General features: G+C 35.8%; 24 protein-coding genes. 5 read left to right on the top strand and 19 right to left on the bottom strand.

The genetic code is table 11. From position 1 onward, the window contains the following. Nucleotides 1–6: 6 nt before the first annotated feature. Nucleotides 7–1,614 (bottom strand): cag pathogenicity island VirB6 family T4SS protein CagW, encoded by a 1,608-nt coding sequence (gene cagW / locus DQL14_RS03795; RefSeq protein WP_000481884.1) that lies wholly within the window; start codon nucleotides 1,612–1,614, stop codon nucleotides 7–9. A 4-nt stretch (nucleotides 1,615–1,618) separates the two neighbouring features. Next, nucleotides 1,619–2,377, bottom strand: coding sequence for a cag pathogenicity island type IV secretion system protein CagV (gene cagV, locus DQL14_RS03790; protein ID WP_108169876.1), 759 nt, complete (start codon nucleotides 2,375–2,377; stop codon nucleotides 1,619–1,621). Between the two features lie 394 nt (nucleotides 2,378–2,771). Between cagV and cagU the strand changes: the two genes are divergently transcribed. Beyond that, a complete protein-coding gene (gene cagU / locus DQL14_RS03780; RefSeq protein ID WP_108169875.1) occupies nucleotides 2,772–3,422 on the top strand; it encodes a cag pathogenicity island translocation protein CagU in 651 nt (216 codons plus the stop codon). Nucleotides 3,423–3,434: 12 nt separating this feature from the next. Beyond that, nucleotides 3,435–4,277: a type IV secretion system apparatus protein CagT gene (gene cagT, locus DQL14_RS03775; protein ID WP_108169874.1), complete on the top strand. Its 843-nt coding sequence runs from the start codon at nucleotides 3,435–3,437 to the stop codon at nucleotides 4,275–4,277. Between the two features lie 196 nt (nucleotides 4,278–4,473). Here cagT and cagS read toward each other — a convergent pair whose 3' ends face one another. From cagS to cagP, 4 genes are all read right to left on the bottom strand, one after another. After that, a complete protein-coding gene (gene cagS / locus DQL14_RS03770; RefSeq protein WP_108169873.1) occupies nucleotides 4,474–5,073 on the bottom strand; it encodes a cag pathogenicity island protein CagS in 600 nt (199 codons plus the stop codon). A gap of 436 nt (nucleotides 5,074–5,509) precedes the next feature. Continuing rightward, nucleotides 5,510–5,890: a cag pathogenicity island type IV secretion system protein CagQ gene (gene cagQ, locus DQL14_RS03760; protein WP_000938082.1), complete on the bottom strand. Its 381-nt coding sequence runs from the start codon at nucleotides 5,888–5,890 to the stop codon at nucleotides 5,510–5,512. Next, nucleotides 5,827–6,012, bottom strand: a complete 186-nt coding sequence (locus DQL14_RS08635) for a hypothetical protein (protein ID WP_108169871.1) — start codon at nucleotides 6,010–6,012, stop codon at nucleotides 5,827–5,829. The genes cagQ and DQL14_RS08635 overlap by 64 nt, the downstream gene beginning before the upstream one ends. A 310-nt stretch (nucleotides 6,013–6,322) precedes the next feature. After that, the gene (gene cagP, locus DQL14_RS03750; protein WP_108169870.1) at nucleotides 6,323–6,655 is read right to left on the bottom strand and encodes a cag pathogenicity island protein CagP; all 333 of its coding nucleotides are present in this window, start codon (nucleotides 6,653–6,655) and stop codon (nucleotides 6,323–6,325) included. Nucleotides 6,656–7,095: 440 nt separating this feature from the next. Between cagP and cagM the strand changes: the two genes are divergently transcribed. Beyond that, on the top strand, nucleotides 7,096–8,226 hold the full coding sequence (gene cagM, locus DQL14_RS03740) for a type IV secretion system apparatus protein CagM (RefSeq protein WP_108169869.1): 1,131 nt from the start codon (nucleotides 7,096–7,098) through the stop codon (nucleotides 8,224–8,226). Between the two features lie 14 nt (nucleotides 8,227–8,240). Further along, nucleotides 8,241–9,161, top strand: coding sequence for a cag pathogenicity island type IV secretion system protein CagN (gene cagN / locus DQL14_RS03735; protein WP_108169868.1), 921 nt, complete (start codon nucleotides 8,241–8,243; stop codon nucleotides 9,159–9,161). 81 nt (nucleotides 9,162–9,242) lie between these two features. Here the strand turns inward: cagN and cagL are convergent, their stop codons facing one another. Genes cagL through DQL14_RS03720 form a run of 3 tightly spaced genes read right to left on the bottom strand, consistent with a single transcriptional unit; the run spans nucleotide 9,243 to nucleotide 12,053 of the window. Then, complete coding sequence (cagL, locus tag DQL14_RS03730; protein ID WP_108169867.1) at nucleotides 9,243–9,956, bottom strand: cag pathogenicity island VirB5 family T4SS-associated adhesin CagL; 714 nt, start codon at nucleotides 9,954–9,956, stop codon at nucleotides 9,243–9,245. Further along, nucleotides 9,953–11,098, bottom strand: coding sequence for a cag pathogenicity island type IV secretion system translocation protein CagI (cagI, locus tag DQL14_RS03725; protein WP_108169866.1), 1,146 nt, complete (start codon nucleotides 11,096–11,098; stop codon nucleotides 9,953–9,955). The genes cagL and cagI overlap by 4 nt, the downstream gene beginning before the upstream one ends. Nucleotides 11,099–11,108: 10 nt before the next feature. After that, entirely contained in the window at nucleotides 11,109–12,053 is a 945-nt protein-coding gene (locus DQL14_RS03720; RefSeq protein ID WP_033601444.1) for a hypothetical protein, read from the bottom strand. On the opposite strand from DQL14_RS03720, the gene DQL14_RS08630 reads away from it, so the two are divergent. Beyond that, nucleotides 12,040–12,249 (top strand): hypothetical protein, encoded by a 210-nt coding sequence (locus tag DQL14_RS08630; protein WP_231952912.1) that lies wholly within the window; start codon nucleotides 12,040–12,042, stop codon nucleotides 12,247–12,249. The genes DQL14_RS03720 and DQL14_RS08630 overlap by 14 nt on opposite strands. Here DQL14_RS08630 and cagG read toward each other — a convergent pair. The 10 genes from cagG to pgbA form a co-directional block, all read right to left on the bottom strand. Further along, nucleotides 12,223–12,654 carry a cag pathogenicity island type IV secretion system translocation protein CagG gene (gene cagG / locus DQL14_RS03715; RefSeq protein ID WP_108169865.1) on the bottom strand — a complete coding sequence of 144 codons (432 nt, stop codon included), beginning with the start codon at nucleotides 12,652–12,654 and terminating at the stop codon, nucleotides 12,223–12,225. The two genes, DQL14_RS08630 and cagG, sit on opposite strands and share 27 nt — an antisense overlap. 54 nt (nucleotides 12,655–12,708) lie before the next feature. Continuing rightward, nucleotides 12,709–13,515 (bottom strand): type IV secretion system chaperone CagF, encoded by an 807-nt coding sequence (gene cagF / locus DQL14_RS03710; RefSeq protein ID WP_108169864.1) that lies wholly within the window; start codon nucleotides 13,513–13,515, stop codon nucleotides 12,709–12,711. A gap of 1 nt (nucleotide 13,516) precedes the next feature. After that, nucleotides 13,517–16,468, bottom strand: coding sequence for a cag pathogenicity island type IV secretion system ATPase CagE (gene cagE, locus DQL14_RS03705; RefSeq protein WP_108169863.1), 2,952 nt, complete (start codon nucleotides 16,466–16,468; stop codon nucleotides 13,517–13,519). Between the two features lie 8 nt (nucleotides 16,469–16,476). Then, on the bottom strand, nucleotides 16,477–17,100 hold the full coding sequence (gene cagD, locus DQL14_RS03700; protein WP_108169978.1) for a cag pathogenicity island type IV secretion system protein CagD: 624 nt from the start codon (nucleotides 17,098–17,100) through the stop codon (nucleotides 16,477–16,479). 4 nt (nucleotides 17,101–17,104) lie between these two features. Next, on the bottom strand, nucleotides 17,105–17,452 hold the full coding sequence (gene cagC / locus DQL14_RS03695) for a cag pathogenicity island type IV secretion system protein CagC (RefSeq protein ID WP_108169862.1): 348 nt from the start codon (nucleotides 17,450–17,452) through the stop codon (nucleotides 17,105–17,107). 142 nt (nucleotides 17,453–17,594) lie between these two features. Next, nucleotides 17,595–17,822 carry a cag pathogenicity island protein B gene (cagB, locus tag DQL14_RS03690; protein WP_000428884.1) on the bottom strand — a complete coding sequence of 76 codons (228 nt, stop codon included), beginning with the start codon at nucleotides 17,820–17,822 and terminating at the stop codon, nucleotides 17,595–17,597. A 310-nt stretch (nucleotides 17,823–18,132) separates the two neighbouring features. Next, nucleotides 18,133–18,312 (bottom strand): hypothetical protein, encoded by a 180-nt coding sequence (locus tag DQL14_RS08530; RefSeq protein WP_108169861.1) that lies wholly within the window; start codon nucleotides 18,310–18,312, stop codon nucleotides 18,133–18,135. Next, complete coding sequence (gene dapB / locus DQL14_RS03680; protein WP_108169860.1) at nucleotides 18,287–19,051, bottom strand: 4-hydroxy-tetrahydrodipicolinate reductase; 765 nt, start codon at nucleotides 19,049–19,051, stop codon at nucleotides 18,287–18,289. Before dapB ends, DQL14_RS08530 begins: the two co-directional genes overlap by 26 nt. A 22-nt stretch (nucleotides 19,052–19,073) precedes the next feature. After that, nucleotides 19,074–20,453 (bottom strand): glycolate oxidase subunit GlcD, encoded by a 1,380-nt coding sequence (gene glcD, locus DQL14_RS03675; protein WP_108169859.1) that lies wholly within the window; start codon nucleotides 20,451–20,453, stop codon nucleotides 19,074–19,076. 1 nt (nucleotide 20,454) lies between these two features. After that, nucleotides 20,455–21,804, bottom strand: a complete 1,350-nt coding sequence (gene pgbA / locus DQL14_RS03670) for a plasminogen-binding protein PgbA (protein ID WP_108169858.1) — start codon at nucleotides 21,802–21,804, stop codon at nucleotides 20,455–20,457. Between the last annotated feature and the right edge of the window lie 2 nt (nucleotides 21,805–21,806).

Here is a 21,806-nt window from a genome sequence, read left to right as displayed (position 1 = left end):
AGTGGCTTATCCTTTAAACATAGATCCACCAACTCTTCCCACCATTAAGGCATCTCTTTCTCTATCCATTCTGCTACCATCCATAGAAACAGAGCTGAAAATGGTGTTAACGATCGCATTGACACTCTCAATAATCGTCTCTATGAAACCTTTTAAAATAAATAGGGTGATCAAACTCGCAATAGTCGAATCGATACCTAGTCCCCCTTGATTGATGTTTTGTATAGCAACAGAGGGCGTTATGGTCAAATTGAATGCCAATAATGCCAAAACACCAAAGAGCAAAATAGGAATAGCTAGAACCAAGATAAACAAATTATTAATAAACCATATCAATATGTTTTTCATAGAATCTTTGAACCAATCTAGCACGATCAAACTTACTGCAATAGGGAACACAATACCGCTAAAAGCCCCCGCTATCAAAGGTTTCACAACAACAGTGCTTATTCTCATAATGATAGTTACTTGCATAAAAATAGCGAATAAAGAAATACCTGCCACTTGCAAGCCTTGTAACAAACTAGGAGCGTTGTTGCCAACATTAGAAAAAACAGCTCTTACCGCAGGTAAAATTGAATTAACAGTGTAATTCAGCACTAAATCTAAAGCCCAAAAAAGAACTTGATTCAGCCCAAAAGCGCCTGCTAAACCAAAATAAATAGAATAAGAGATTTTATAAAGATAACCAAAACCTGCATAGGCGATAAAAGAGACCATCGCCATTTTGAATAATGTCCCCCCAACAAATCGCATGTATTCAAAACCTATGTTAATCTGAATGTTACTTGAAATATCTCTCAATTTCATAAAAGAAATAAAAACAAAAATCCCAAAAACAATATAAATCAGGTAAGAAACAAAATCAAGATATGACCCTTGCCCTATGATAATATCAGGCAGATTGACTACACCATATGCAGGAAGAACAGCAGCATCCGCTCCTTTGACAACAGATTCTAATGCGGCAAAAGCAAGCATGGCTGTAGTGTTGTTTTGCAGTTTATTTGCAGTGAATTCTTTACCAATCAGCCAAATTAAACCATCAGCTGTAATATTCGTAGAAGCTTGAGCGGTTATTGAGCCAATTATTTGTAAAAGAATATTGCCTTTCACATTGTCCTCAACACCGCCTTTGGTAAAATTCTGAATCTTGTTGCTCAAATTGTCTAGCACGCTATCCATGGATACATCTATGTTTTTATTTATCAATGCGTTCCAACCAAAATTACAGCCACTTGATGGCGTTAGAGCAAAACCTTGTATAGCTGTAGCAACACTTGCCCACGCCGATCCCCATAAAGGACCTAAAGTGTTCAAATATTTCACCAAATTGCTAGCGGCTAAACTTGTGGCTAATGGTGTGCTAAGCGCTTCAATCACACCCTGCCCTGAACTCTTTCCACTCCCTGATGCACCAATAGATGTATAGCCTGTCAAAATATCTGCAAAACTTTTGTTGGTTAAAACATAACTCGGTATCAGCATGCAATAAACCGTTTGGTAAATTTTGAGATTTGAAACAATGGGCAAATCAATAGCTTTCAACCAATTAGGAACAATGAGAAAAAAACTTATGATTGTTATTAAAAAATTCCTTTTAATATTAAACATGCTCTTATTGTTTTAATGCCTTATTTTTTGATTCCACTTCTTTAATCTTTCTCAAAATTTCGCTTACCGTCTGTTCGTTTTGTAAATCTGTGATTTGAATGTCAAACACTTTGAAGCCAAAAGGATTGATGATAAGATTTTCTTGAGAAGAGTTGCCTCTAGCAAAATCATAATAAATAGTTACTTGTTTTTTAGTAATATATTCATAATTTTCCATTGTATCGGGTGTGATTTTGATGGTAATGAAAAATGTTAATCTCGTTAAGGGACTATTTTTGACTTTTTCTCTTTGTATGTTAGAACTAATGATAGCTTCTGCTCGGACTTTATCTACGAATTGTCTGATATTTTCATTGAACATTCTCATTGCTTGGGTTTGGAAACTCACATCGCAATACTGCATTAGTTGATCCTTGCGATCCCTCAAAGAATTTTTGCTATAACCAAACAGCAATGAGACAAATTTTGAAGTTGCGCTATCCACAACAGCTTCAGAATTGACAATTTGCCTAGCATCGGAGCGTTTGACAATTTTAAATTCTCCTGTGTATCGATCAATGCCATAAACAAATATATCTGTTTTCTTCAAAGGCATCATCATCACAATACTCGTTACAGCGACGACATTGAGTGCCATAGAGAGATAAAAAGCCCTTTTGAAAGTCCTATTGGCCTTATTGAGTTTTGCCAATCTATCAAGGGCTATCACACCCCCAACCAAACTTTCATCAATCAAGACTTCCTCGTTTTTTTTCCCTAACATGCGACAGCTTTATTGTTTAGTTATTGGTTCGTTGGTTGTAAAATTTGAGAAATACTTGAGAAATTTTTTCATCAAAAACTCCTTAAAACAATTTCAGTTATAGTATAGCAAAATTTCTGTAAAAATATATATTTGAAAAAACCTTTAACAAAAACCTTTTTGGATAAGGCGTTGAACAAAGATTCCTTATAATAAATGTAAGTAGCGGATTGCTTCAAACAAGAAGCAAGATGAAACACGATGCAACTCAAAAAGTAAGAGCAATAAGTAAGCAGTCGTAACTCAGTAATGAAATTTTAGAAGCGCCTAATTCAAAGAAATAAGACAATCACAACTCAGAGAGAATGGTATAATAACAAAACAATTTCTCAATTTAATTCTTGAAAGGAATTTCATGAACGATACAACAGAGCATCATGGATCCAATTCGCTAAACGCTCCATTACCTAGCAACTCACAGAGCAATGATCTTTTAAATTTGCTAGACTCGTTATATCCCAAAGGGAGTTTAGGGGAGCAAAGATTTCACGAAGCTTTAAAGAATCAAGAAGAGTTGAAAAATATCCTGATAGAAATAGAAAAGCTACCGCAAGAAAAAAGGTATGAACTTCTGATGCAGATAGGACAAGCCAAACAAAGAATAATGGAAGCATACGCTCATTCATTCTTAGGATATATAGGGGGACTAGAGCATCTGTTAGGATTATGTATGGGTGGGATATTTGTTTTGTTTGCAATCTATTTTGTATTTTTAAGAACTAGCAAAAATGTGGATTTGGTGGAAAGTCTAAAAACAAAACTAAAACTTCAGTATTTTTACTATGCCTTTGGTGTAGGTGCGGTTTTGTTTTTTGGATTAGAAACAATTAGATCTATTTATGAACTGTATATCTTAGGAATTGGTAGCACTAACGACAAGGTGCTCTTTGTTTTGAAAAACATTTGCTTCATAGGCATGGGCTATTTGATTTATAAAGTTATTAAGGTTATTGGTATAAAAAATTTTATCAATGGTCTTTTCACTTCAAAGAAACAAGAGCAATAAGGAGAAACAATAATGAAACTGAGAGCAAGTGTTTTAATCGGTGCGACAATTCTGTGCTTAATTTTAAGTGCATGCAGTAATTATGCGAAAAAAGTGGTGAAACAAAAGAACCATGTTTATACGCCTGTGTATAATGAACTGATAGAGAAGTATAGTGAGATACCCTTAAATGACAAGCTCAAAGACACACCATTCATGGTGCAAGTGAAGTTGCCAAATTACAAGGACTATTTGTTGGATAATAAACAAGTTGTACTAACTTTCAAACTTGTTCACCATTCTAAAAAGATTACGCTCATAGGCGATGCCAATAAGATCCTTCAATACAAGAATTACTTCCAAGCTAATGGAGCAAGATCCGACATTGATTTTTACTTGCAACCCACTTTGAATCAAAAGGGTGTGGTGATGATAGCGAGTAACTACAATGATAATCCCAACAACAAAGAAAAACCACAGACCTTTGATGTGTTGCAAGGAAGTCAGCCAATGCTAGGAGCTAACACAAAAAACTTGCATGGCTATGATGTGAGTGGAGCAAACAACAAGCAAGTGATCAATGAAGTGGCAAGAGAAAAAGCTCAGCTAGAAAAAATCAATCAGTATTACAAAACTCTCTTACAAGACAAGGAACAAGAATATACCACTAGGAAAAATAACCAACGAGAGATTTTAGAAACATTGAGTAATCGTGCAGGTTATCAAATGAGGCAGAATGTGATTAGTTCTGAGATTTTTAAGAATGGCAACTTGAACATGCAAGCCAAAGAAGAAGAAATTAGGGAGAAGCTACAAGAAGAAAGAGAGAATGAATACTTGCGCAATCAAATCAGAAGTTTGCTCAGTGGTAAGTGATTGGAAGAAAAAAGGGAGAGAGTATAAGGGTAGAGAGCAACGCCAATAGGCGTTAGCCTTACTTGATAGGTAAGGCGATCAAGTAGGTAATCTTTTTAAAGCACTCATCATTTTTTAATTCTGTCTCTGCTTGAGACAAATATTTTTCAAACTGAGTTTTGTTAGTTGCACCGAGATTTTTTGTTCATTTTCCACATCAAGCGTTTTGCACTCCTTTTTCTTTCATGTATTTTTCAAGATCAAATTTCATCAGCAAATCCCTAACATAGTCGTTATATTGTTCAATGGTTTTTAGATTAGCATAGAAATTCACTTCTTCATCTGTCATCACAAACAATTTCAATAGTGGGAGCTTAGTGCCATACAATTCTATTTGCGAGTCCATTTCTCTAATACTCATCTTGAACATGACGGGCTTACTGAAGAAAGGCAGAAATATTCCAAGAATTGATCGATCAAATTTAGAGAATAAGAAATTAGGATTCTTTGCAATCGCATGCAACAGCTCCATAGTCTCACTCTCAAGCAATCGATAAACCTTTTTAAACTTATCAACACCAATGCTTTTGATAACAGCACGATAATCTTTCATGTAATTTCTTAGAACCTTATCTAACGCTCCCTTGTTTGTATGCATCTGTTTGAAAAAATCATGCATGGTTTTTATTTGATCTATGATTTTCTTTTTTTCATCAGTGTTTAAAAGTTCGTTCTCCTGCAAACTCTCAATAAGTTTTTCTTTCTTATTTTTTGAGTCAGCAATAATTGAGAAGAGTTTTCGCATGTTATTACTCATATCGCTCTTGGTCCCTTCAATGGATTTTGTTTCTCTTTAGATTGTTTAAATCGTAAAGTTTATATTAAAATTATACAATATCTGTTGTGTGAAAATTTCAGAGCGGTCATAATTCAAAGAGCAAGAAACCATTTTTTAACCATAAAATATTGTTTCAACCACTCTTATATCTATTTTTCAAAACCTACAAAAAACGCTTTCACAAATAGCCCTAAAAACCGATTTAAAAAAGTTTTAATATTATATATTATTTTTAAAAAAGCAAGATCGGTTGTAAAAATGCGTTACAACTAAATGGTCAAGATAACTCAACTTTCAAAAAGGAGTCTTAAGTAATAAAATCATAATGTTCAGCTGGCAATCTATTGCCTTGTTGATCAAACAAAGCTTTGCGTGAAAGATGAAAAAATTTCATCTTTAGATAGTTAATACACTACTAGAGTCTTACTTGAGAGACACTCATTTTATTAGCGGTTTTGTCTGATTTGCTGCTACCAAAACCATTACCAACCAAAGCAGATCCCATGTTTTTGATGCTATCGAATCCATTCTTCAGCACTTCTGCCATAAAATTCTTGATATTGTCCATAGGCAAATTAAATTTTTTCCCTAATGCTTCATTAAGTCCCATCATTAACATCAGAAAGAACAAAAAATTTAATATCATAGAAAACAAATCACTGGATAAACCTGTAAAAAGATTTGTTCCGCCACCCAACAAAGAAGCTAAAATTTTTCCCATACTCAATCCTTTTATTTTTGGTTGTGTAAGTTCTTGCTTGTTCGGATCTCTAATGCGTGTTTTAGTAGGAAGCATTTCACAATAGCATACCTAAAGCTACTAACAAGATTCTTGAATCTATTGGTAAGATTACTCATGAAATCAAGCGATAAGTAACAACCAATCGCAAACAAATCAAATATTTTGCCACCAAACAAGCCATATTCTTTTTGTTTTTATCTCCTAATTATAGCAAATTTTTCTCAATATTAATTTGGAAAACCACCACCATATCAAAAACAAATTACTAACACACTAGATGCAGAATTATTTTTAAAAAACACTCCTTTAAATTTAAAATCATGGGGTTTTAGGATTTGAATACCAAAAATAGATTGGTTTTTTCAAATAGGCTAGCTTTGTGTATGCGCTTAAAAAGATTTTAGTTTTTAGCCAGTAAGGTTTTATGCTAATGTGTGGAAATAAAGAAATTTCTCTAAATCAAGTCTTGAGAAATTTTTGAACGAATCATAAGAACCAATTTTGCCATTGAGTCATAAACATGATTAGCTTCATTGTGAAATTTGCGTGGCTTAAGAGATAGTATTTGCTTATTATGCTGAGAGAAACGAGTAGCAAAAGATAAGTAGTGTAATAAAAAAAGCTAGGTTTTATTATAAGAGCAAATAGGAATAATATTGGATAAACTAAAATCACCCCTGCCGCATAAGAAAAAAGCGCTATTAAAAAACCTATAACGATAGAGCTGATATTGAACAGCCTATAATAAAGGCTGTACTTATCTAAATGTTTGTTGAAAGAATGTTTGAATTGTAAGAAGTTTTGTTTTAATTTGCTAATTCGGTTGTTCCATTTTGGTTTTTAAAGAAGTAGTTTAGTTCAGAGCGGTGAACTTACAAAGGAGCATAAAATAATAAATATTTTACAAAACCACCCTAATCTAACTCCAAATCTCAAAGAATACCCCACTTGCTGATACTAGCATGTGGTATAGCACAAACCAACGATTTGTTTGTTTACGCCAAAAAAAGAACAGAAAACATCTGTTAAAGAATAAAAGAGTTTTCCATCTAAAAAATACTAATCTATTATATAGAAATAATCTTAAGAGAAACTTAAAAATACCAACAAGCCGCATACAAGCAAGAAAAACATAACACTATAAGACCTAGATTTTACTTACCTTTTGGATATGGAAAAATTTTAATTCATAGTTTTGTAAAAATTGTGGTAAAATGTGTTGACATTTTTTGAAAATTTAAGGTTACAAAAACTATAAGATGCTTGCAAAAATCGTTTTTAGCTCATTGGTTGCGTTTGGAGTTTTGTCGGCTAATGTGGAGCAGTTTGGTTCATTTTTCAACGAGATAAAAAAAGAACAAGAAGAAGTGGCTGCAAAAGAAGACGCTCTTAAGGCTCGCAAGAAGCTCTTAAACAATACGCATGATTTCTTAGAAGACTTGGTTTTTAGAAAACAAAAAATCAAAGAGCTTGTGGATTACAGAGCTAAAGTCCTTTTAGATTTAGAAAACAAATACAAAAAAGAAAAAGAGGCTCTAGAGAAAGAGACAAGAGGTAAAATCCTTACTGCTAAGTCAAAGGCTTATGGGGATCTAGAGCAAGCCTTAAAAGATAACCCTCTCTATAAGAAACTCCTCCCTAACCCTTATGCCTATGTTTTAAACCAAGAAACATTCACCAAAGAAGATAAGGAGCGTTTGAGTTATTACTACCCCCAAGTGAAAACGAGCAGTATTTTTAAAAAAACTACCGCTACCACTAAAGATAAGGCTCAGGCTTTGCTTCAAATGGGTGTGTTTTCTTTAGATGAAGAACAAAACAAAAAAGCGAGCCGATTAGCTTTATCTTACAAGCAAGCGATTGAAGAATATTCCAATAACATTTCTAATTTATTGAGCAGAAAAGAATTGGATAATATAGATTATTACTTACAGCTTGAAAGAAACAAGTTTGACTCCAAAGCAAAAGATATTGCTCAAAAGGCTACTAACACGCTTATTTTTAACTCGGAACGCTTGGCGTTTAGCATGGCGATTGATAAGATTAATGAGAAATACTTAAAGGGCTATGAGGCTTTTTCTAACTTGTTGAAAAATGTCAAAGATGATGTGGAATTGAATACTTTGACTAAAAACTTTACCAATCAAAAATTGAGTTTCGCTCAAAAACAAAAATTGTGTTTGTTGGTTTTAGACAGCTTCAATTTTGATACCCAATCCAAAAAATCTATATTAAAAAAGACTAATGAATACAATATTTTCGTAGATAGCGATCCTATGATGAGCGACAAAACAACTATGCAAAAAGAACACTACAAGATATTTAATTTCTTCAAAACAGTGGTTTCTGCATACCGAAGCAATGTTGCCAAGAATAACCCCTTTGAATAAGAAAGGAGACGCTCTTGAAAAGTATCTTCAAAAAATTAGGTTCTGTCGCTCTTTATTCTTTAGTTATTTATGGGGGCTTAAACGCTATCAATACAGCATTGTTACCGAGTGAATACAAAAAATTAGTGGCTTTGGGCTTTAAAAAAATCAAAACACTCCATCAAAGACATGACGACGAAGAAGTTACAAAAGAGGAAAAAGAATTCGCCACTAACGCTTTGAGAGAAAAATTACGAAATGATAGGGCGAGAGCAGAGCAAATTCAAAAGAATATTGAAGCGTTTGAAAAAAAGAACAACTCTTCTATTCAAAAAAAAGCGGCTAAGCACAAAGGATTACAAGAATTAAACGAAATTAACGCTAACCCTTTGAATGACAACCCTAATAGCAATTCTTCCGCTGAAACCAAATCTAATAAAGATGATAACTTTGATGAGATGATCAATAAGGTGAATGAAGCTTTTGTAAAACCTGCTGCTCCGCTTGTGCCTGATGAGTGGAGAACACCTGAAATTGAAATCATTATCAATGAGTGTATTATTTCAAGCAACGATTACGATGGGTTAAGAAAGTGTTTGATCAAAGGCATCAAGGATCAAAAAATTCTTGCCCCCTTATTAGAAAAAATTCAAGAAATAGAGACAGAAAATAACAAATTTTCTAGACAACACTTGAGTGGTTTAAAACTCGCTCTTAATAACAGCAACAATAGAACCTTTCTTATAGCTTCGTGCGCTATTTGTGAGAAGAGAAAAAAAGAAATGGAGCAAGAAAATAACTACCAAGATACTACAAATGCAAGTGAGTTTGGCACTACTGATACAAAAGAAAATGAAGCAAAAGATGCAACATTCTCAAACAATCACTCTAAATCTGAACTGCCCAATAGCGTCATTAATCAAATAGAACAAAGCATTGCTCATGGAAAAAAATAGCGATCCAAATTATTAGCTCAAAAAACAACTAGAGAAGCAAATCCCAAAGGTTAGAAATCATAGCCTATCGTCTCAGAAAAATCATTTAACAATGATCTTACTTGATTGCCTTTCTTGTAGGTATTGTCGCTTACTTTGTTCTAGGGATCTTTCTAATGCGTCCAATTCCTCTAAATAATTTAAAAAGACCTTGTTGTGAGCTAACATAAGCTTTCTGATTCCTTTGATGAAATTTTTATTTTTTAGGCTTTCTACAAGCGTCTGTGAAGCAGTGATTAAGGAAGCTGTACCTCCAATGTTGCTCTGATATGTCTTTAGAGAAGTTTCTAAACGCTCTCTTATATTTTGTTTTTCTTGCTCGATTTTCAGCTTCCCTTCACAATAAAGAACTAAAACTTTATCGGATATTCCGCATTGCTGCTCAGCAGTGTTTTGGTCTAAGGGATTGATTTTCATATAGGTTAATAAAAGTTCAGGGCTAGACATATAAGTCTTGAAAATCACATCTTCTGAGATGAAAAATAACTCATTCGCTTCAAAATTGGCTTTCAATAACGCTAAATCTCCTCTCAAAGCAATGGCCGCTTTTTTGATGTTTAGAGCATCTTCTTGACCTATTTCATTATTAGCGCTAGGGCTAGTGGTTGAAAAAATCTCATCTAGGTTTTTGAGCACTTGTTGGTTAGTCTCTTTGTAGGTGCTATCAAGTTGTTTTAAACCGCTTGTTATATCTTCTGCCATCAAAACAGACAATAGCAAAAAAGAAGACATGGTATTTTTCACGAGTGTTTTCATTTGACAATAACTTTAGAGCTAGCAATGTTTCTTGCTGTCGTTTCTCTTTCTAATTTCAGTTGTTCTTCCCAAAGATCGGCTTTTTTTTCAAGATTCTCTATATAGTTTAAATGATTTTCTGCGTTTAAGATCGCAACTTCTATGAGCGCATTCAAATCTACTGATCCTTTTAAGGTTTTGATTTCTCCATTGATCCCATTCAAATAAGCGATATTTTGAAAATCTGCATCACTCAGTTTATTTTGAATAAGGGCTACAATCATTCTGTAATTCTGAATAACCTGTTCCATAAGGCATGCTGAAATTTTTAGCCCATCAAGATAGGGGCATTTTGTGGGCGCTAGAGTGAATGTTTCAATGATTCCAAATGGTGCACCCATGCTTGAAAAAAAACTAAGAGCAGGCGCGTAGATGGCGCTTTGAAACAAAGCCTGACCTGTTAGGGAATTATAGTCAATAAGGGTCGCTTTTTGCATAGCTGTTTTCAACCATGTTTCAAAACCTTTTAAGGTTTCTTCAAACGCCTTGATACCAATCGTATTGTAAGCGATGTATTGAGCGTTGTCAGAAGAACTTCCTAGAGCTTGAGAAAGCATTTCCATTTGTGTTTTTAGGGTAACGCTCGGTTCAAAGCTGTTTCTTAACGCTTCTAAGAGAGCATTTTGCTGGTTCATTTTGAGCTTGATTATTTCGTTATTTTTTTGGAGCGCGATTTGCATGTTTTGGATTTCTGTTTGGGTATTAATTTTTTGTTTTTCCACGATCATTTTAACATTCCCCCCCAATGCACTAAGCGCGCTTGAATACCCTTCCATGACGCCAAGCAAGATGTCTGAACCTGCAAAAAACCCCCCTGTCATGCCATTGACACCATTAATAACGCCATTAGCCCCTTTTAACATAGCGCTCATAGTTGCAAGCTGAGTTCTCAATTCTCCCTCTATTTGTGCTTGAATGGCTTTTTCTTTGGCATTAGATTGAGCCTCTATGGCTTTTAATTCGGCTTGAGCGGTTTTTTGTTTGGCCTGTGCATCCGCCTGAATGGCTTTTAAGGCGGGTTCAAGCGTTATCACTGCCCCTGCACCATTCAAAGACAAGCCACAAAAAGTTAAGAAAGAAAATATGCTTAAAAAACATTTCATATCTCTTTCCTCACTTCACGATTATTTTAGTCTGCACCCTTTCTGTTAAGTAGCTATCTTTTTGCCCCTTAAGCTTGTCTTTGATGTAATCAAGGTAAGTCAAATGCGATTTCAAAAAAGATTTATTCGCTACTATATTGTAATTATATAGCGAGCTTATGTTAGAAATCGCTTGAGTGTCATAGGTGCTAGTAGCTAATCCTGATTGATTAAGTATCATTTGAGAAGCGTTTTGCAACAAATTGGTATTGTTTTTCACAAATTCTATATAGTATTCTCTCAAAATTTCTGCTACTTTTTCAGCATAGCAATAAACGGCAAGAACTTTGTCCCCAATAGGGCATGCAGGAGTGGTCATAGGATTAACGCCTGAAGTTAGGGCATTAGTGGCTAACGCTTGGTATTTGGCATAAACAGTGGGCATAGAAACACTCATGGGCGTCATAGAAATTTGCATGCAACTAAAAAACACTTTTGATGAGCCAACAAGCGCACCTAAAGCGGTACAGCTATCAAGGGAATCGGCTGTATCATTCATTGAGCTGTTGCTTGCTTGAGAACGCAGTTGTTCTTGTAGAGCTAGGGCGTATTTTGGTGCTGCGCTTGTAATATTGCCTAATATACCGCTCATCATTTCAACCGTTGTTGGCACGCTAGGAACAGCGATTTGATTCGTCGCATAAGCTTCAATAGCGCTAGGATTTTTAGGGGTGGTGTTACTCGCTAAAATGCTTGCAATCTGACTATTAACAGCACTAATTTGTGCGCCTTGCGTGTTGCCTTGCGCGTTAAATTCCCCTGTTAATTTGCTGATATTTAAGATATTGTTCCCCACAGCCATGCTTTGATCGTTAAAACCTTGATACAATTGGTTGTATTGTTGGTTAGCGGCTTTCATAGGCATGCTTACGGCTTCAGCGATGCTCTGATTGTATTGGGTCATGATAGCGGTCATTTGCGGATTAGTAAATCCCACAACAATAGGAATAATCGCTGCTGACATAGCACCCGCTACTATTCCTGCAAATGGCCCTGCAACACCACTTGTGCTTGAGATGATTGAGGAAATTTCCGATAAGAAGCCTGCAGAAGATGATTCATATATAGCTTGTGTGCCTGCCATGTTAATACCCTCCAAAGCTTGGTGGTAAAAACGATGAATCTGAGTATGTTGGTGCATAACCATACATGAAAGGATTGTTTGGACCGTAATCGCCCATCATTTGGCTCATGAGAAGATTTTGAATGCCCCACATCGCATTGATACCTAGATTATCATTAGGTTGAAAACTCCCTAAACTTATGTTGTCAAACTTGATATTAACATTCTTATCATTATAGTCATTGAGTATGGCCACTTTTTGTTCTAGGGTTTCTTTAGGGATCTCTATTTTTAGTTGATCTCTAGAAACAAGCCCCACGCTATTTAGTGCCATATCTTCAGGACTAATATCTTCTATATCAGTGTTTTGGTCAGCGTTAAGCGGAGCGTTAAACATGCCAATGATAAGACACCAAGCAAATAGTAATTTAATTTTATAAAAATTCGTTTTCATACTTTTGACTCCTTTATTCTTATTTTTAGCATTATTCTAGCGCATTAACGCCACTCAATCGTTACTTTTGTTTTGATTTTTTTGATCGAGCATTTTGTTTGTTACTTCATCAATGTTTTGAAAATATTTTTCAAAAAGCTCTTTCTTTTTAGCTTCAACGCTCATATCAACCTGAATCCAATTAGGAACAATGGAGTCCATGATCAAATGCGTGAAGTCATAGGCATGATTGGTTGGGTATATTTTGTTCTGAACATAGTATTCTAAAAAATTCGCTTGAACAAAAAAATTCTCTATATCGCTCTGCATATCCTCGCTTATGTTGTTATTGATAGGTTTTTCTAGTAACCTGAGAATCCTATACGACTGCATGATAGTTTCTAGCATGAAGAAAGTATAAACATAAACTAATGATACAAAAGAATTATTGGCTTTAAACGAGCTTGCATCATTTTTCCCACTTTGAAGAGGAATTAATCTTGATAATGTTTTTTGGGGATCTTGCCCATCGTTTATTTCTTTAAAAAAGCGGAAATCTAAATCCTGATTATTGAGAAATGACTTGACAAAGTGAAGATTAACATTGAGACTGTCTATGAGACCTGAATAAAGGTGTTCTGTTTTGACATCATCTATATTTAAAACATTCTCATAAAACACATTGACATGGTCTTCTAAGAAATTAGAAAAATCATAAAGAGTGGTAAGGTTTTGTTCAGTGATTTCGCCTTCCATTTCTTCTTCTATGAAGTCCAATTCTTCTTTCAGTTCAAAAAGATAATTAGAAAAACTATCCAAAATCGTCAAGACATCATTTTCTAAAATTTTCAATAATTTTTGTTCACGCAAATTTTGTTTCATTTTAATACTCCTCTATTTGTTGATACATTTGCCTCAAGGCCTGATATTTATCTATGATACTATGGTTTTGGATAATCTTGTCAATTTCTTTGACAAATACAGTATCTGTGGATAAAATTTTCAAATATTCTTTAGGAATGCCTCTCAAATTAAAACTAGCGATAACGCTAGGGCTTCCATCTTGTTTATAGAGAATTTTCCTATCTAGTCCCTTAGTGATGATTTCAAATTCTTTTTCTGTAACATTAGCTAATCTTTGGTAATCAGAAAGATTGCCTCCATCGTTTCTCAAAAAAATCTTTGTAGGGCATTGTTCTCTAATCGTATCAGCAATAGGGCAAGCCAAAAGATCAGTGATGCTTTGAGTCGCAAGCCTGACAATAGCGTTTCTTTTCCTTGCAGTTTTTAGCATGTCTCTTACAAAATAAGCGACCTTTGGATCGCCTAAATATTTCCAAGCTTCATCAATATCTAAGACAAATCTACGCCCATCCATTGCCTCTTGGATACGAGCGAAAAGGTAAAAACAAATAAAGGGCGAAACATCATTATTGTCTAAGAAACTTGACCCATCAACGCCAATAATCGTTTTTGAAAAATCTAAGCGATCCGTTGCTTTATTATCAAAAAGCCATTGAAATTCACCATTGGTTGATTTGCAAAAAGGCGCTAATCGCGCGACAAGCCCATTAGGATCATTGTGGTCTTTTCCGAAAGCATTAATAAGTTGAGTGATGGGATAATCTAGGTTCATATCTCCTGTGATAAGGTTGGTTACTGCCGCTGCAAGCGTGTTAGAATCTGCTAGGCTAAAAGAGATGCTGTTGCCATTCTCATCTTTTTCATCGCTTTTGGTTGCTAAGTTTTTCACAAGCTCTTTGACAACAGAAATAGCTGTTTGTTTTTGTTCCATTGTTGCATTTGTTTTTTGCACACAAGCCGCCCAAGCAAAAGGATTTAATCCTGTATCTGTCCCTAGCTCAATCTTGACATACTCCCCACCCATTGCGACAATGTTCCCATAAGCGCCATAATCTTTATCCATATAGACCATAGTGAGCTTTTGCTTGTCTTTGCTGACATTAGCAGGAAAATTGTGAGCAAATTGTCCCATAGCGTTCAAGGTCATTGACATAAACACTGTCTTACCTGAACCTGTTGAGCCAAGTATCAAAGTGTGTCCTGCTGAAGCTGAACCAAAATCAGTAGGCATGTGGAAGTTCAGATAAAAAGGCGAATTGATCTCGCTTTTTAGTGTCATGACGCTATTGCCCCAAGCGTTATTCTCTTGATTGCCATCAAAACTCATCGCTCTCATCGCTATGAAATCAGCAAAATTATTAGAAGTTACATCAAAAATAAAAGGAAGCGTGATAAAAGAGCAATGTTTGGCAAAAAAGTAATTTTCCATAGAGAAAGTCGCTGCGTTGGCTAAAAAACCTTTAGCGTTAAGACTAGAGACGCATTCCTTAACGCTTTGTTTCATTTTTTCAAAGCTATCAGCAAACAACACTAAAGAATTACCATAACTGCCTAGTGTAATATCACCATTACCCACTAATTCGCTCAAACAACCCAAAGTCATGCCTTGCTCTTTGGAGCCTCCACTAATAATAATTCTTCTAGAGGTGAAAGCCAGTTTGTCCTTTAAAACCTGTGAGTTTTTAGGCGAATAAGCATGCATGAAAATAAATTCGCTGTCTAGAGCGTTGATTTTATCAAACAAATCGCTCTGTGATTTAGGGGCGTATTCACTAATCTCAATAGCGCTAAAATATTTTTCACTCAAATCGTCATTTAAGATTTTTCCATGCTTATTGGCAAAATAAACTTCTTTCACCCCACCATGCATTTTTTCCTTGAGATACAAGTCTTTTCGGTTGCAAATAAAAGGGGCTTCATTCATTCCCACCAAAAAATTGTAAAATTCGCATTGCTTGGAGTAAATAACGCCATCTTTGGTGTATTCTTTCAATCTAGTGGGGTGGTATTTACTCAATAGCTCTTCTATGAGTTCTATCCTATCCTTGAAGTTTTCAAGCTTGGCTCTAATAATCCTTTGAAACTCTTCAAAATTATTGTCTGCAAAATGCTTTTTATTCATAACGGGTTCATTGAGAGTGTCTAATAAATCTTGCTCTATGGTGAGATAAAAACTAATATCATAAAAACTTTCTCTCTTTTGCTTCTCATTATAGGCTCGCATGAAATCATTAGAAAAAATAAGACCATAGTCCCTATTGGTTTCATCAATAACGATTTTCTTTTTAACAGTGTGAAAATAGAATTTGAATTCAGGGGTAACAAAATTCCTAAAAACGCTATAAATAGAAGCGTGTAACTCTATGAGATCTTTTTTGGAAGTGGTTAAAAAATCAATGCCCCCCAATTTGATTGTGCCTAAAAGAGAATAGTTGTTAGTAAGGATCACCCCATCATCTAAAAAACATTCATAGTTATTCGCTAGATAGGAGTTTGCAGCGCTCACAAGCCTGTCTTCTCTGTTTGGATTTAAGTGGATGTCATTAGCCATTTCTTTACTAGGCTTCATGGAAAAAATGCTCATGAACGCTTTGTTTTTCACACCCTTAAACAAAAAAGGTTTTTTAAATTTCATCGCTCGCTCCATTCTTTGATAAAGCCTGTAATCTTTCTTGAATCCAAGAGCTACAAGCACAATAACAATCGCTACAATCAAAACAGGTTCATAGGCTTGAAAAAGAATAACAGATAATACAATTGTTACAAACAATATAAATATAGAAGAATAAATAAAAGTTTCAGGGAAACCAAACAACCTATTCCCCCCATCAAACAAGACTTTAAAAAAGGGATTGACACCTTTTTGCATGTCTGCTTTAAGTTCTTCTATTTTTTGAAACTGCCGCTTTTGAACCTCTTGCTCTATGATTAGCTTTTTTTGTTCGTCAGCTTGTTTGCTTGCCACAAACACCCCTCTCTTTATAGATATACCGCTTCACATGTAATCGTATAAAAGATTTTTTTGAGAGACTCTACGGTGCTAATATGTTTCAAAAGATCATTAGGATCATAAGAATTGAATACGGCCAATAAAACATTATACAGCTTATCATCGCATAAAATTTCTCTTGTTTCTCCGCGCAATGACAGAAAGCAGCGTTGTTTGTTGGTCGTGCTGATGCTTTTGAAAGTAAAAAAGTCTTTCACTTCAGGATTGATCTGTAATTCTACATTCAATCCCATTTCTTTACCCTTTTCATCAAAGATTTTTTCAATAACTGGATCGTAATGCTTCAAATCCTTTATTTTTTTAAGGACTCTATTGACAATCACGAAGTCAAAAACTTCATCTTTGATAATATCGGGATTGACTTCTTTGAAAGTTACTTTCTTGTCTTTCAAATTTTTGATAGTCGCTTTAAAACTATCAAAATCTAAATTCGTATAAACAAGCCCATTGGGAGTGTTTTTTTCTTTTTCTAGTGCTTCTTTTTTGGCTTCTTTATCGTCATTTGCTAACCCATACGAACTGAAAACAACGAGACTTAAGAGAACTTTCAAAAAAAAGTCTCTCAGTTTTTTATTGCTATTATTATTGTTGATCAATTTAGCTAGCTCCTCCACTCTCGCCAATATTGAAGCCAAACTTAGTGCTCAAATAGATAATACCGCCTGCCACCGCTAACATAGCTATGGGTTGCGCGTAAGCAAAAACAGTCGCCTGACCTCTTTTGATGTCATCAGAGATTTTCCAAATATCCGCTATGCCTTTGACCCCTAGAGCGCAACCACCTACGATCGCTAGAACAGAAATGATCTGAATAACCAAAGTTTTAGTCTCATTAACGCCTCCTGCAGGACTGTTGACCGCCATTAAAGGATTGGTTGTCATCGCTAGCCCTAAAGTTACTACAACTTTCTTGTAGCCGTCAGTGATTCTTGTAAAAAATTTCATGCGTTTCCTTTCAAATTGAAATCAATCGCTTAAGTATATCAAAAAAAAGTATTTTTATACTATTCATACAAGCACTACTTTATAATTTAAATCAAAACCGACGCTTTTGTTTGACAACTGACATCATTCAGGAATAATAAACCTACTTGTCCCAACCATTTTTCTTTCTCAAGTCGTTGTAGAATTGTAGATCTTTAGGATCTTTGATGTATTTTTTAATAATCTCAGGTTGAAACCTAAAAACAAGCAGAAACAAACCCAAGCTGATCAGAGTGAGAATAAAACTCCATTTTAAGCAACTCCATAGACCACTAAAGAAACTTTTTTTGAAGCTGTCTTTGAAAATCTGTCCTATTGATTTGTTTTCCATTTTATTTCCCAATGTGGATCACAAACGCTTAATTGCAAATAATACTTAATGGTAAGTATGACACACACAAACCAAACTATTTTTAGAACGCTTCATGCACTCACCTTGCTTCCGACCATATTTTAAGCATTGCATTTGATTTCTTCTTGAAGGCTCATTTCTTATTTCTTGTTCTTGTTAAAATTCGTTTATTTTAGCAAGTTTTTGTTAATTGTGGGTAAAAATGTGAATCGTCCCTAGCCTTTAGACGCCTGCAACGATCGGGCTTTTTTCAATATTGATGAAAAAATGCCAAATATTATATATGTTACTAACCCAAGGCAAGATCAATCCTTACAAAACAAACCCTTTTAATACAAGCCTTATAATAATATAGTAAAAGCCCTTTAATAAGGCTAACAGAGAGCGGTATTCCATTTCCATTATAGAAGCGTGAATCATCTATACAAAAAAGGTTCAAGCGTTCAACCAAACATCTCGTTGATTTCATATTTTTTAGCGGTTTTATCCTTAAGCCATAGAGCCACTTCTAAAGCCCCTTTAGCAAAAATAGATCGGTTAGTCGCCGTATGGCTAAGCTCTATGTATTCGCCCTCTAAATAAAACCCTATCGTGTGCTTCCCAGCGACATCGCCCCCCCTTAAAGCGGCTATGCCAATGCTTTCTTTAGAGCGCAAACCTTCTCTGTGAGTGGTGAGAGCGTTTTTTTCATCATACCCCCTAGCCTTAGCGCAAGTTTCATACAAACTCAACGCAGTGCCGCTCGGGGCGTCTTTTTTGAGATTGTGGTGCGTTTCTACAATTTCAATATCCGCATCTTTTAATTTCAAAGAAGCTAAAAAGGCTAATTGATTGAGCATCATAATCCCAAGAGACATGTTGTGCGCGTGCAAAAGCGGCGCTTTTAAGGCTAATTGTTGCATTTTTTCTAATGTTTCTTTTTCTAAACCGGTCGTGCCAGAAACTAAAATTTTAGGGCATTCTAAAAGAGCCTCTAGCAAATGATCCACGCCTTTAGGTAAAGAAAAATCAATCACGCATTCGCAAGCTCTCACAAACGCTTTTAAATCGTTGGTTACTAAAGGGGCGTGCGAAAAAGAGCTGAAATCCGTTTCGCATTTTTGCCTGACAAACACGCTAGATAGCGCTAATCCCTTATACCCCCCCTTTAATTCTTCTAAAAGTAATTTCCCTATACGACCGCTCGCCCCATAAACACCGACTTTCATGCGCTTTCCTTGCTTTTAAACTTTATAGCCCCATTTTAAAAGGGTTTAAAATATTATTAGGATCAAGAGCTTTTTTAATATTCCTAAAAAGCTCCATTTCACTATGATTGAACGCTAAAGGCATGAATTTAGCTTTAGACAAGCCTATGCCATGCTCCCCGCTTAAAGTCCCCTCCAAACTAATGGCGGCCTGAAAAATCTCTTCCATAGCCTTATGGCCTTTTTCTAAATCCCTTTTAGGATCTTCTAGCATGATATTCACATGCACATTGCCATCGCCCGTATGCCCAAAACAAGGGATTTTAAAGCCGTATTTCTGGCTGATTTTGGCGACTTCTTGCAACAAACTCGGCAAACTCGCCCTAGGAACGGTCACATCTTCATTCAATTTCTTTTTACCATAAACGCTAATACTCTGAGAAGCGTTACGCCTTGAAAACCATAAATCCTGCTCTTCTTGTTCGTTTTGAGCCACCTTAAAACCAACGCAACCATTGGCTTTAAAATGCTTTTCTATTTCATTGAGTTGCCATGTAATCTGCTCTTTCACCACGCCATCCACTTGAGTGATGAGTATCGCTCCAGCGTCTTTGGGTAAGCCTTTAGAAAATCGTTCTTCAACCGCTTGGATACTCAAATTATCCAAAAATTCCATCGCCACAGGCGTAACGCCACTGCTCATCGTCTTATAAACGGCATTCATGGCGTCTTCAATATGGTTAAAAACCCCCATTGCACTTTGTTTTAGGGGCGGTTTGGCTAAAAGCTTTAAAGTGATTTCAGAGATCACGCCCAAACACCCCTCACTAGCGATCATCAGCCCTGCAACATTAAAGCCGGCGACATCTTTGATGGTTTTTTTGCCTGCCCTTATGATTTCACCATTCGCTAAAACCACCCTTAAAGCCATGACATAGTCTTTAGTGATGCCGTATTTAGCCGCGCGCATGCCACCGGCATTTTCAGCGACATTCCCCCCTAAAGTGCTTTGATTTTCACTCGCTGGATCTGGGGGGTAGAATAAATCCAATTTTTCCACTTCGTTTTGGAAATGCTTGTTAATCACGCCCGGCTCAACTCTAGCAATTAAATTTTTAGTGTCAATCTCTAAAATCTTATCCAAATGCTTTTCTACGCTTAAAACTAGCCCCCCGCTCACGCTCAACGCCCCCCCTGTAAAACCGCTCCCAGCCCCCCTAGGCACAACGATGATGCGATGCTCGTTGCAATATTTTAAAATCTGGCTGATTTCTTGCTCGTTTTTAGGGAAAATCACGCCGCTAGGCAAATGCCTTTCTTTGGTAGCGTCATAGCAATAAGCGTTCAAATGCGCTAAATCAGTGAAAAAATCCTCTCCCCCTACCAAGTTTTTAAAATATTTAATGTGTTGTTGGTCTAACATGTTATTTTTTACCCGCTTCTAGCGCCTTTCTTCGCTCTTCAAGCTCTTTTTCATCTCTTTCTTGATGCTCTCTCGCTCTTTGTTCAAATTCTCTCGCTCTTTGTTCGGCTTTGGCTTTTTTCTTTTCTTCTTTCAAGCGGCGTTTTTCTTCTTTAGGACTGAGTTTTGGCTCTTCTTTTGGAGCGTTGTTCTCTTTAGGAGCGTTTTGTTTTTCGCCTTGTTGGGTGGCGTTATTTCCATTATCTGGCTCTTTAATGGCTTCTTGCTTGATTTCTTGCTCATTTTCTTTGGCATTGACTTTTTCATTGCCTTTATCCATTTCTAAAGCTTTTCTTCTTCCTTCAGTCTCTCTCTCGTCTCTTTCATCATGCTCTTTTTCTCTTTCTTCCAATTTCATAGCCTTTTTGGTGGCTTTGGCTTTTTTCCTTTCATCTCTTAAATAGCGCCTTTCTTCTTTAGCATCAAGTTTGCGCTCTGCTTTTTGGTAGTTTTTCTCTTCTAAAGTGGGAGCGTTTTCTGTGCCTTGATTGGCTTTTTTAGGCTCTTTAATGGCCTCTTGCTTGATTTCTCGTTTAATTTCTCTAGAATCAATCTTTTCTTCCCTCTTTTTAATCCTCACTTCTTTGCGTTTTTCTTTTTTCACTAAAGCGTCATAGTAAGCGAAGTAATTTTTAGATTGGCTTCCTGAAAAAAGTTTCCCTAGCGTGCCTGCATCAATGCCCTCAACCCTAGAAAAAAACGGCGTAGAAGTTTTAGTAACACCGCTTGTATCCAACTCTCTTTTTTCTAAAATTTCAAAACTCTCACAGCTTAAAATATTGAGCGTGTTCGTGGTTACAATATAAATTACCCCCACGCTATAAACGTTGCACGCTTTCCTTAAATTAGCGATTTTTGGGTCAAACCCATTCAAAAAAGTAACCAACAAATCAGAACTAATAAAATTAATATCGGTGTTAGTCGCTCTGATTTGCTCATAGAGTTCATCATTAGGAGCGATTAAAAACGCTTGGTTGTTGAATTGCCTAAAATAGACTAAATCCCCCTTTCTAGCGACCATTCTTGGAGTGGGTAAATGGCTTTGTTTCATGGACTCAAACGCTCTGAATTTAGCCGTTGCGACACCATTTTCAACGGCGATAATGACCACTTCAGAATTAACGATTTCATAATCTGAAAGTTTAGTAACGACAAAACCAAACTCCCCCACTTGCAAATCATGAGCAGGAAAACGAATGATTTTTTTAGGCAAATCCACAAATTCTATACTCACTCTTAAGGGTTCTTGCCAAGAGGCTGATTGCAAGCTTATAAAACTCATTAAAAGAAGTCCCATCAAAAGCCTTAACATAC

Source organism: Helicobacter pylori NCTC 11637 = CCUG 17874 = ATCC 43504 = JCM 12093 (assembly GCF_900478295.1).
Taxonomy (GTDB): Bacteria; Campylobacterota; Campylobacteria; order Campylobacterales; family Helicobacteraceae; genus Helicobacter; species Helicobacter pylori.
The sequence above is the reverse complement of the archived record's forward strand: the minus strand, read 5'-3'. Positions and strand labels throughout refer to the sequence as shown.

Coding starts and splice junctions, on each gene's coding strand:
- cagW (WP_000481884.1), bottom strand. CDS start 1,614: ATGTTTAATATTAAAAGGAATTTTTTAATAACAATCATAAGTTTTTTT.
- dapB (WP_108169860.1), bottom strand. CDS start 19,051: ATGAAAGTCGGTGTTTATGGGGCGAGCGGTCGTATAGGGAAATTACTT.
- cagM (WP_108169869.1), top strand. CDS start 7,096: ATGCTTGCAAAAATCGTTTTTAGCTCATTGGTTGCGTTTGGAGTTTTG.
- cagS (WP_108169873.1), bottom strand. CDS start 5,073: ATGAGTAATAACATGCGAAAACTCTTCTCAATTATTGCTGACTCAAAA.
- cagU (WP_108169875.1), top strand. CDS start 2,772: ATGAACGATACAACAGAGCATCATGGATCCAATTCGCTAAACGCTCCA.
- cagV (WP_108169876.1), bottom strand. CDS start 2,377: ATGTTAGGGAAAAAAAACGAGGAAGTCTTGATTGATGAAAGTTTGGTT.
- cagG (WP_108169865.1), bottom strand. CDS start 12,654: ATGAAAACGAATTTTTATAAAATTAAATTACTATTTGCTTGGTGTCTT.
- cagF (WP_108169864.1), bottom strand. CDS start 13,515: ATGAAACAAAATTTGCGTGAACAAAAATTATTGAAAATTTTAGAAAAT.
- cagQ (WP_000938082.1), bottom strand. CDS start 5,890: ATGCTTCCTACTAAAACACGCATTAGAGATCCGAACAAGCAAGAACTT.
- glcD (WP_108169859.1), bottom strand. CDS start 20,453: ATGTTAGACCAACAACACATTAAATATTTTAAAAACTTGGTAGGGGGA.
- cagL (WP_108169867.1), bottom strand. CDS start 9,956: ATGAAAACACTCGTGAAAAATACCATGTCTTCTTTTTTGCTATTGTCT.
- cagT (WP_108169874.1), top strand. CDS start 3,435: ATGAAACTGAGAGCAAGTGTTTTAATCGGTGCGACAATTCTGTGCTTA.
- DQL14_RS08530 (WP_108169861.1), bottom strand. CDS start 18,312: ATGAAATCAACGAGATGTTTGGTTGAACGCTTGAACCTTTTTTGTATA.
- cagC (WP_108169862.1), bottom strand. CDS start 17,452: ATGAAATTTTTTACAAGAATCACTGACGGCTACAAGAAAGTTGTAGTA.
- pgbA (WP_108169858.1), bottom strand. CDS start 21,804: ATGTTAAGGCTTTTGATGGGACTTCTTTTAATGAGTTTTATAAGCTTG.
- DQL14_RS03720 (WP_033601444.1), bottom strand. CDS start 12,053: ATGACCGCTATCATGACCCAATACAATCAGAGCATCGCTGAAGCCGTA.
- cagI (WP_108169866.1), bottom strand. CDS start 11,098: ATGAAATGTTTTTTAAGCATATTTTCTTTCTTAACTTTTTGTGGCTTG.
- DQL14_RS08630 (WP_231952912.1), top strand. CDS start 12,040: ATGATAGCGGTCATTTGCGGATTAGTAAATCCCACAACAATAGGAATA.
- cagB (WP_000428884.1), bottom strand. CDS start 17,822: ATGGAAAACAAATCAATAGGACAGATTTTCAAAGACAGCTTCAAAAAA.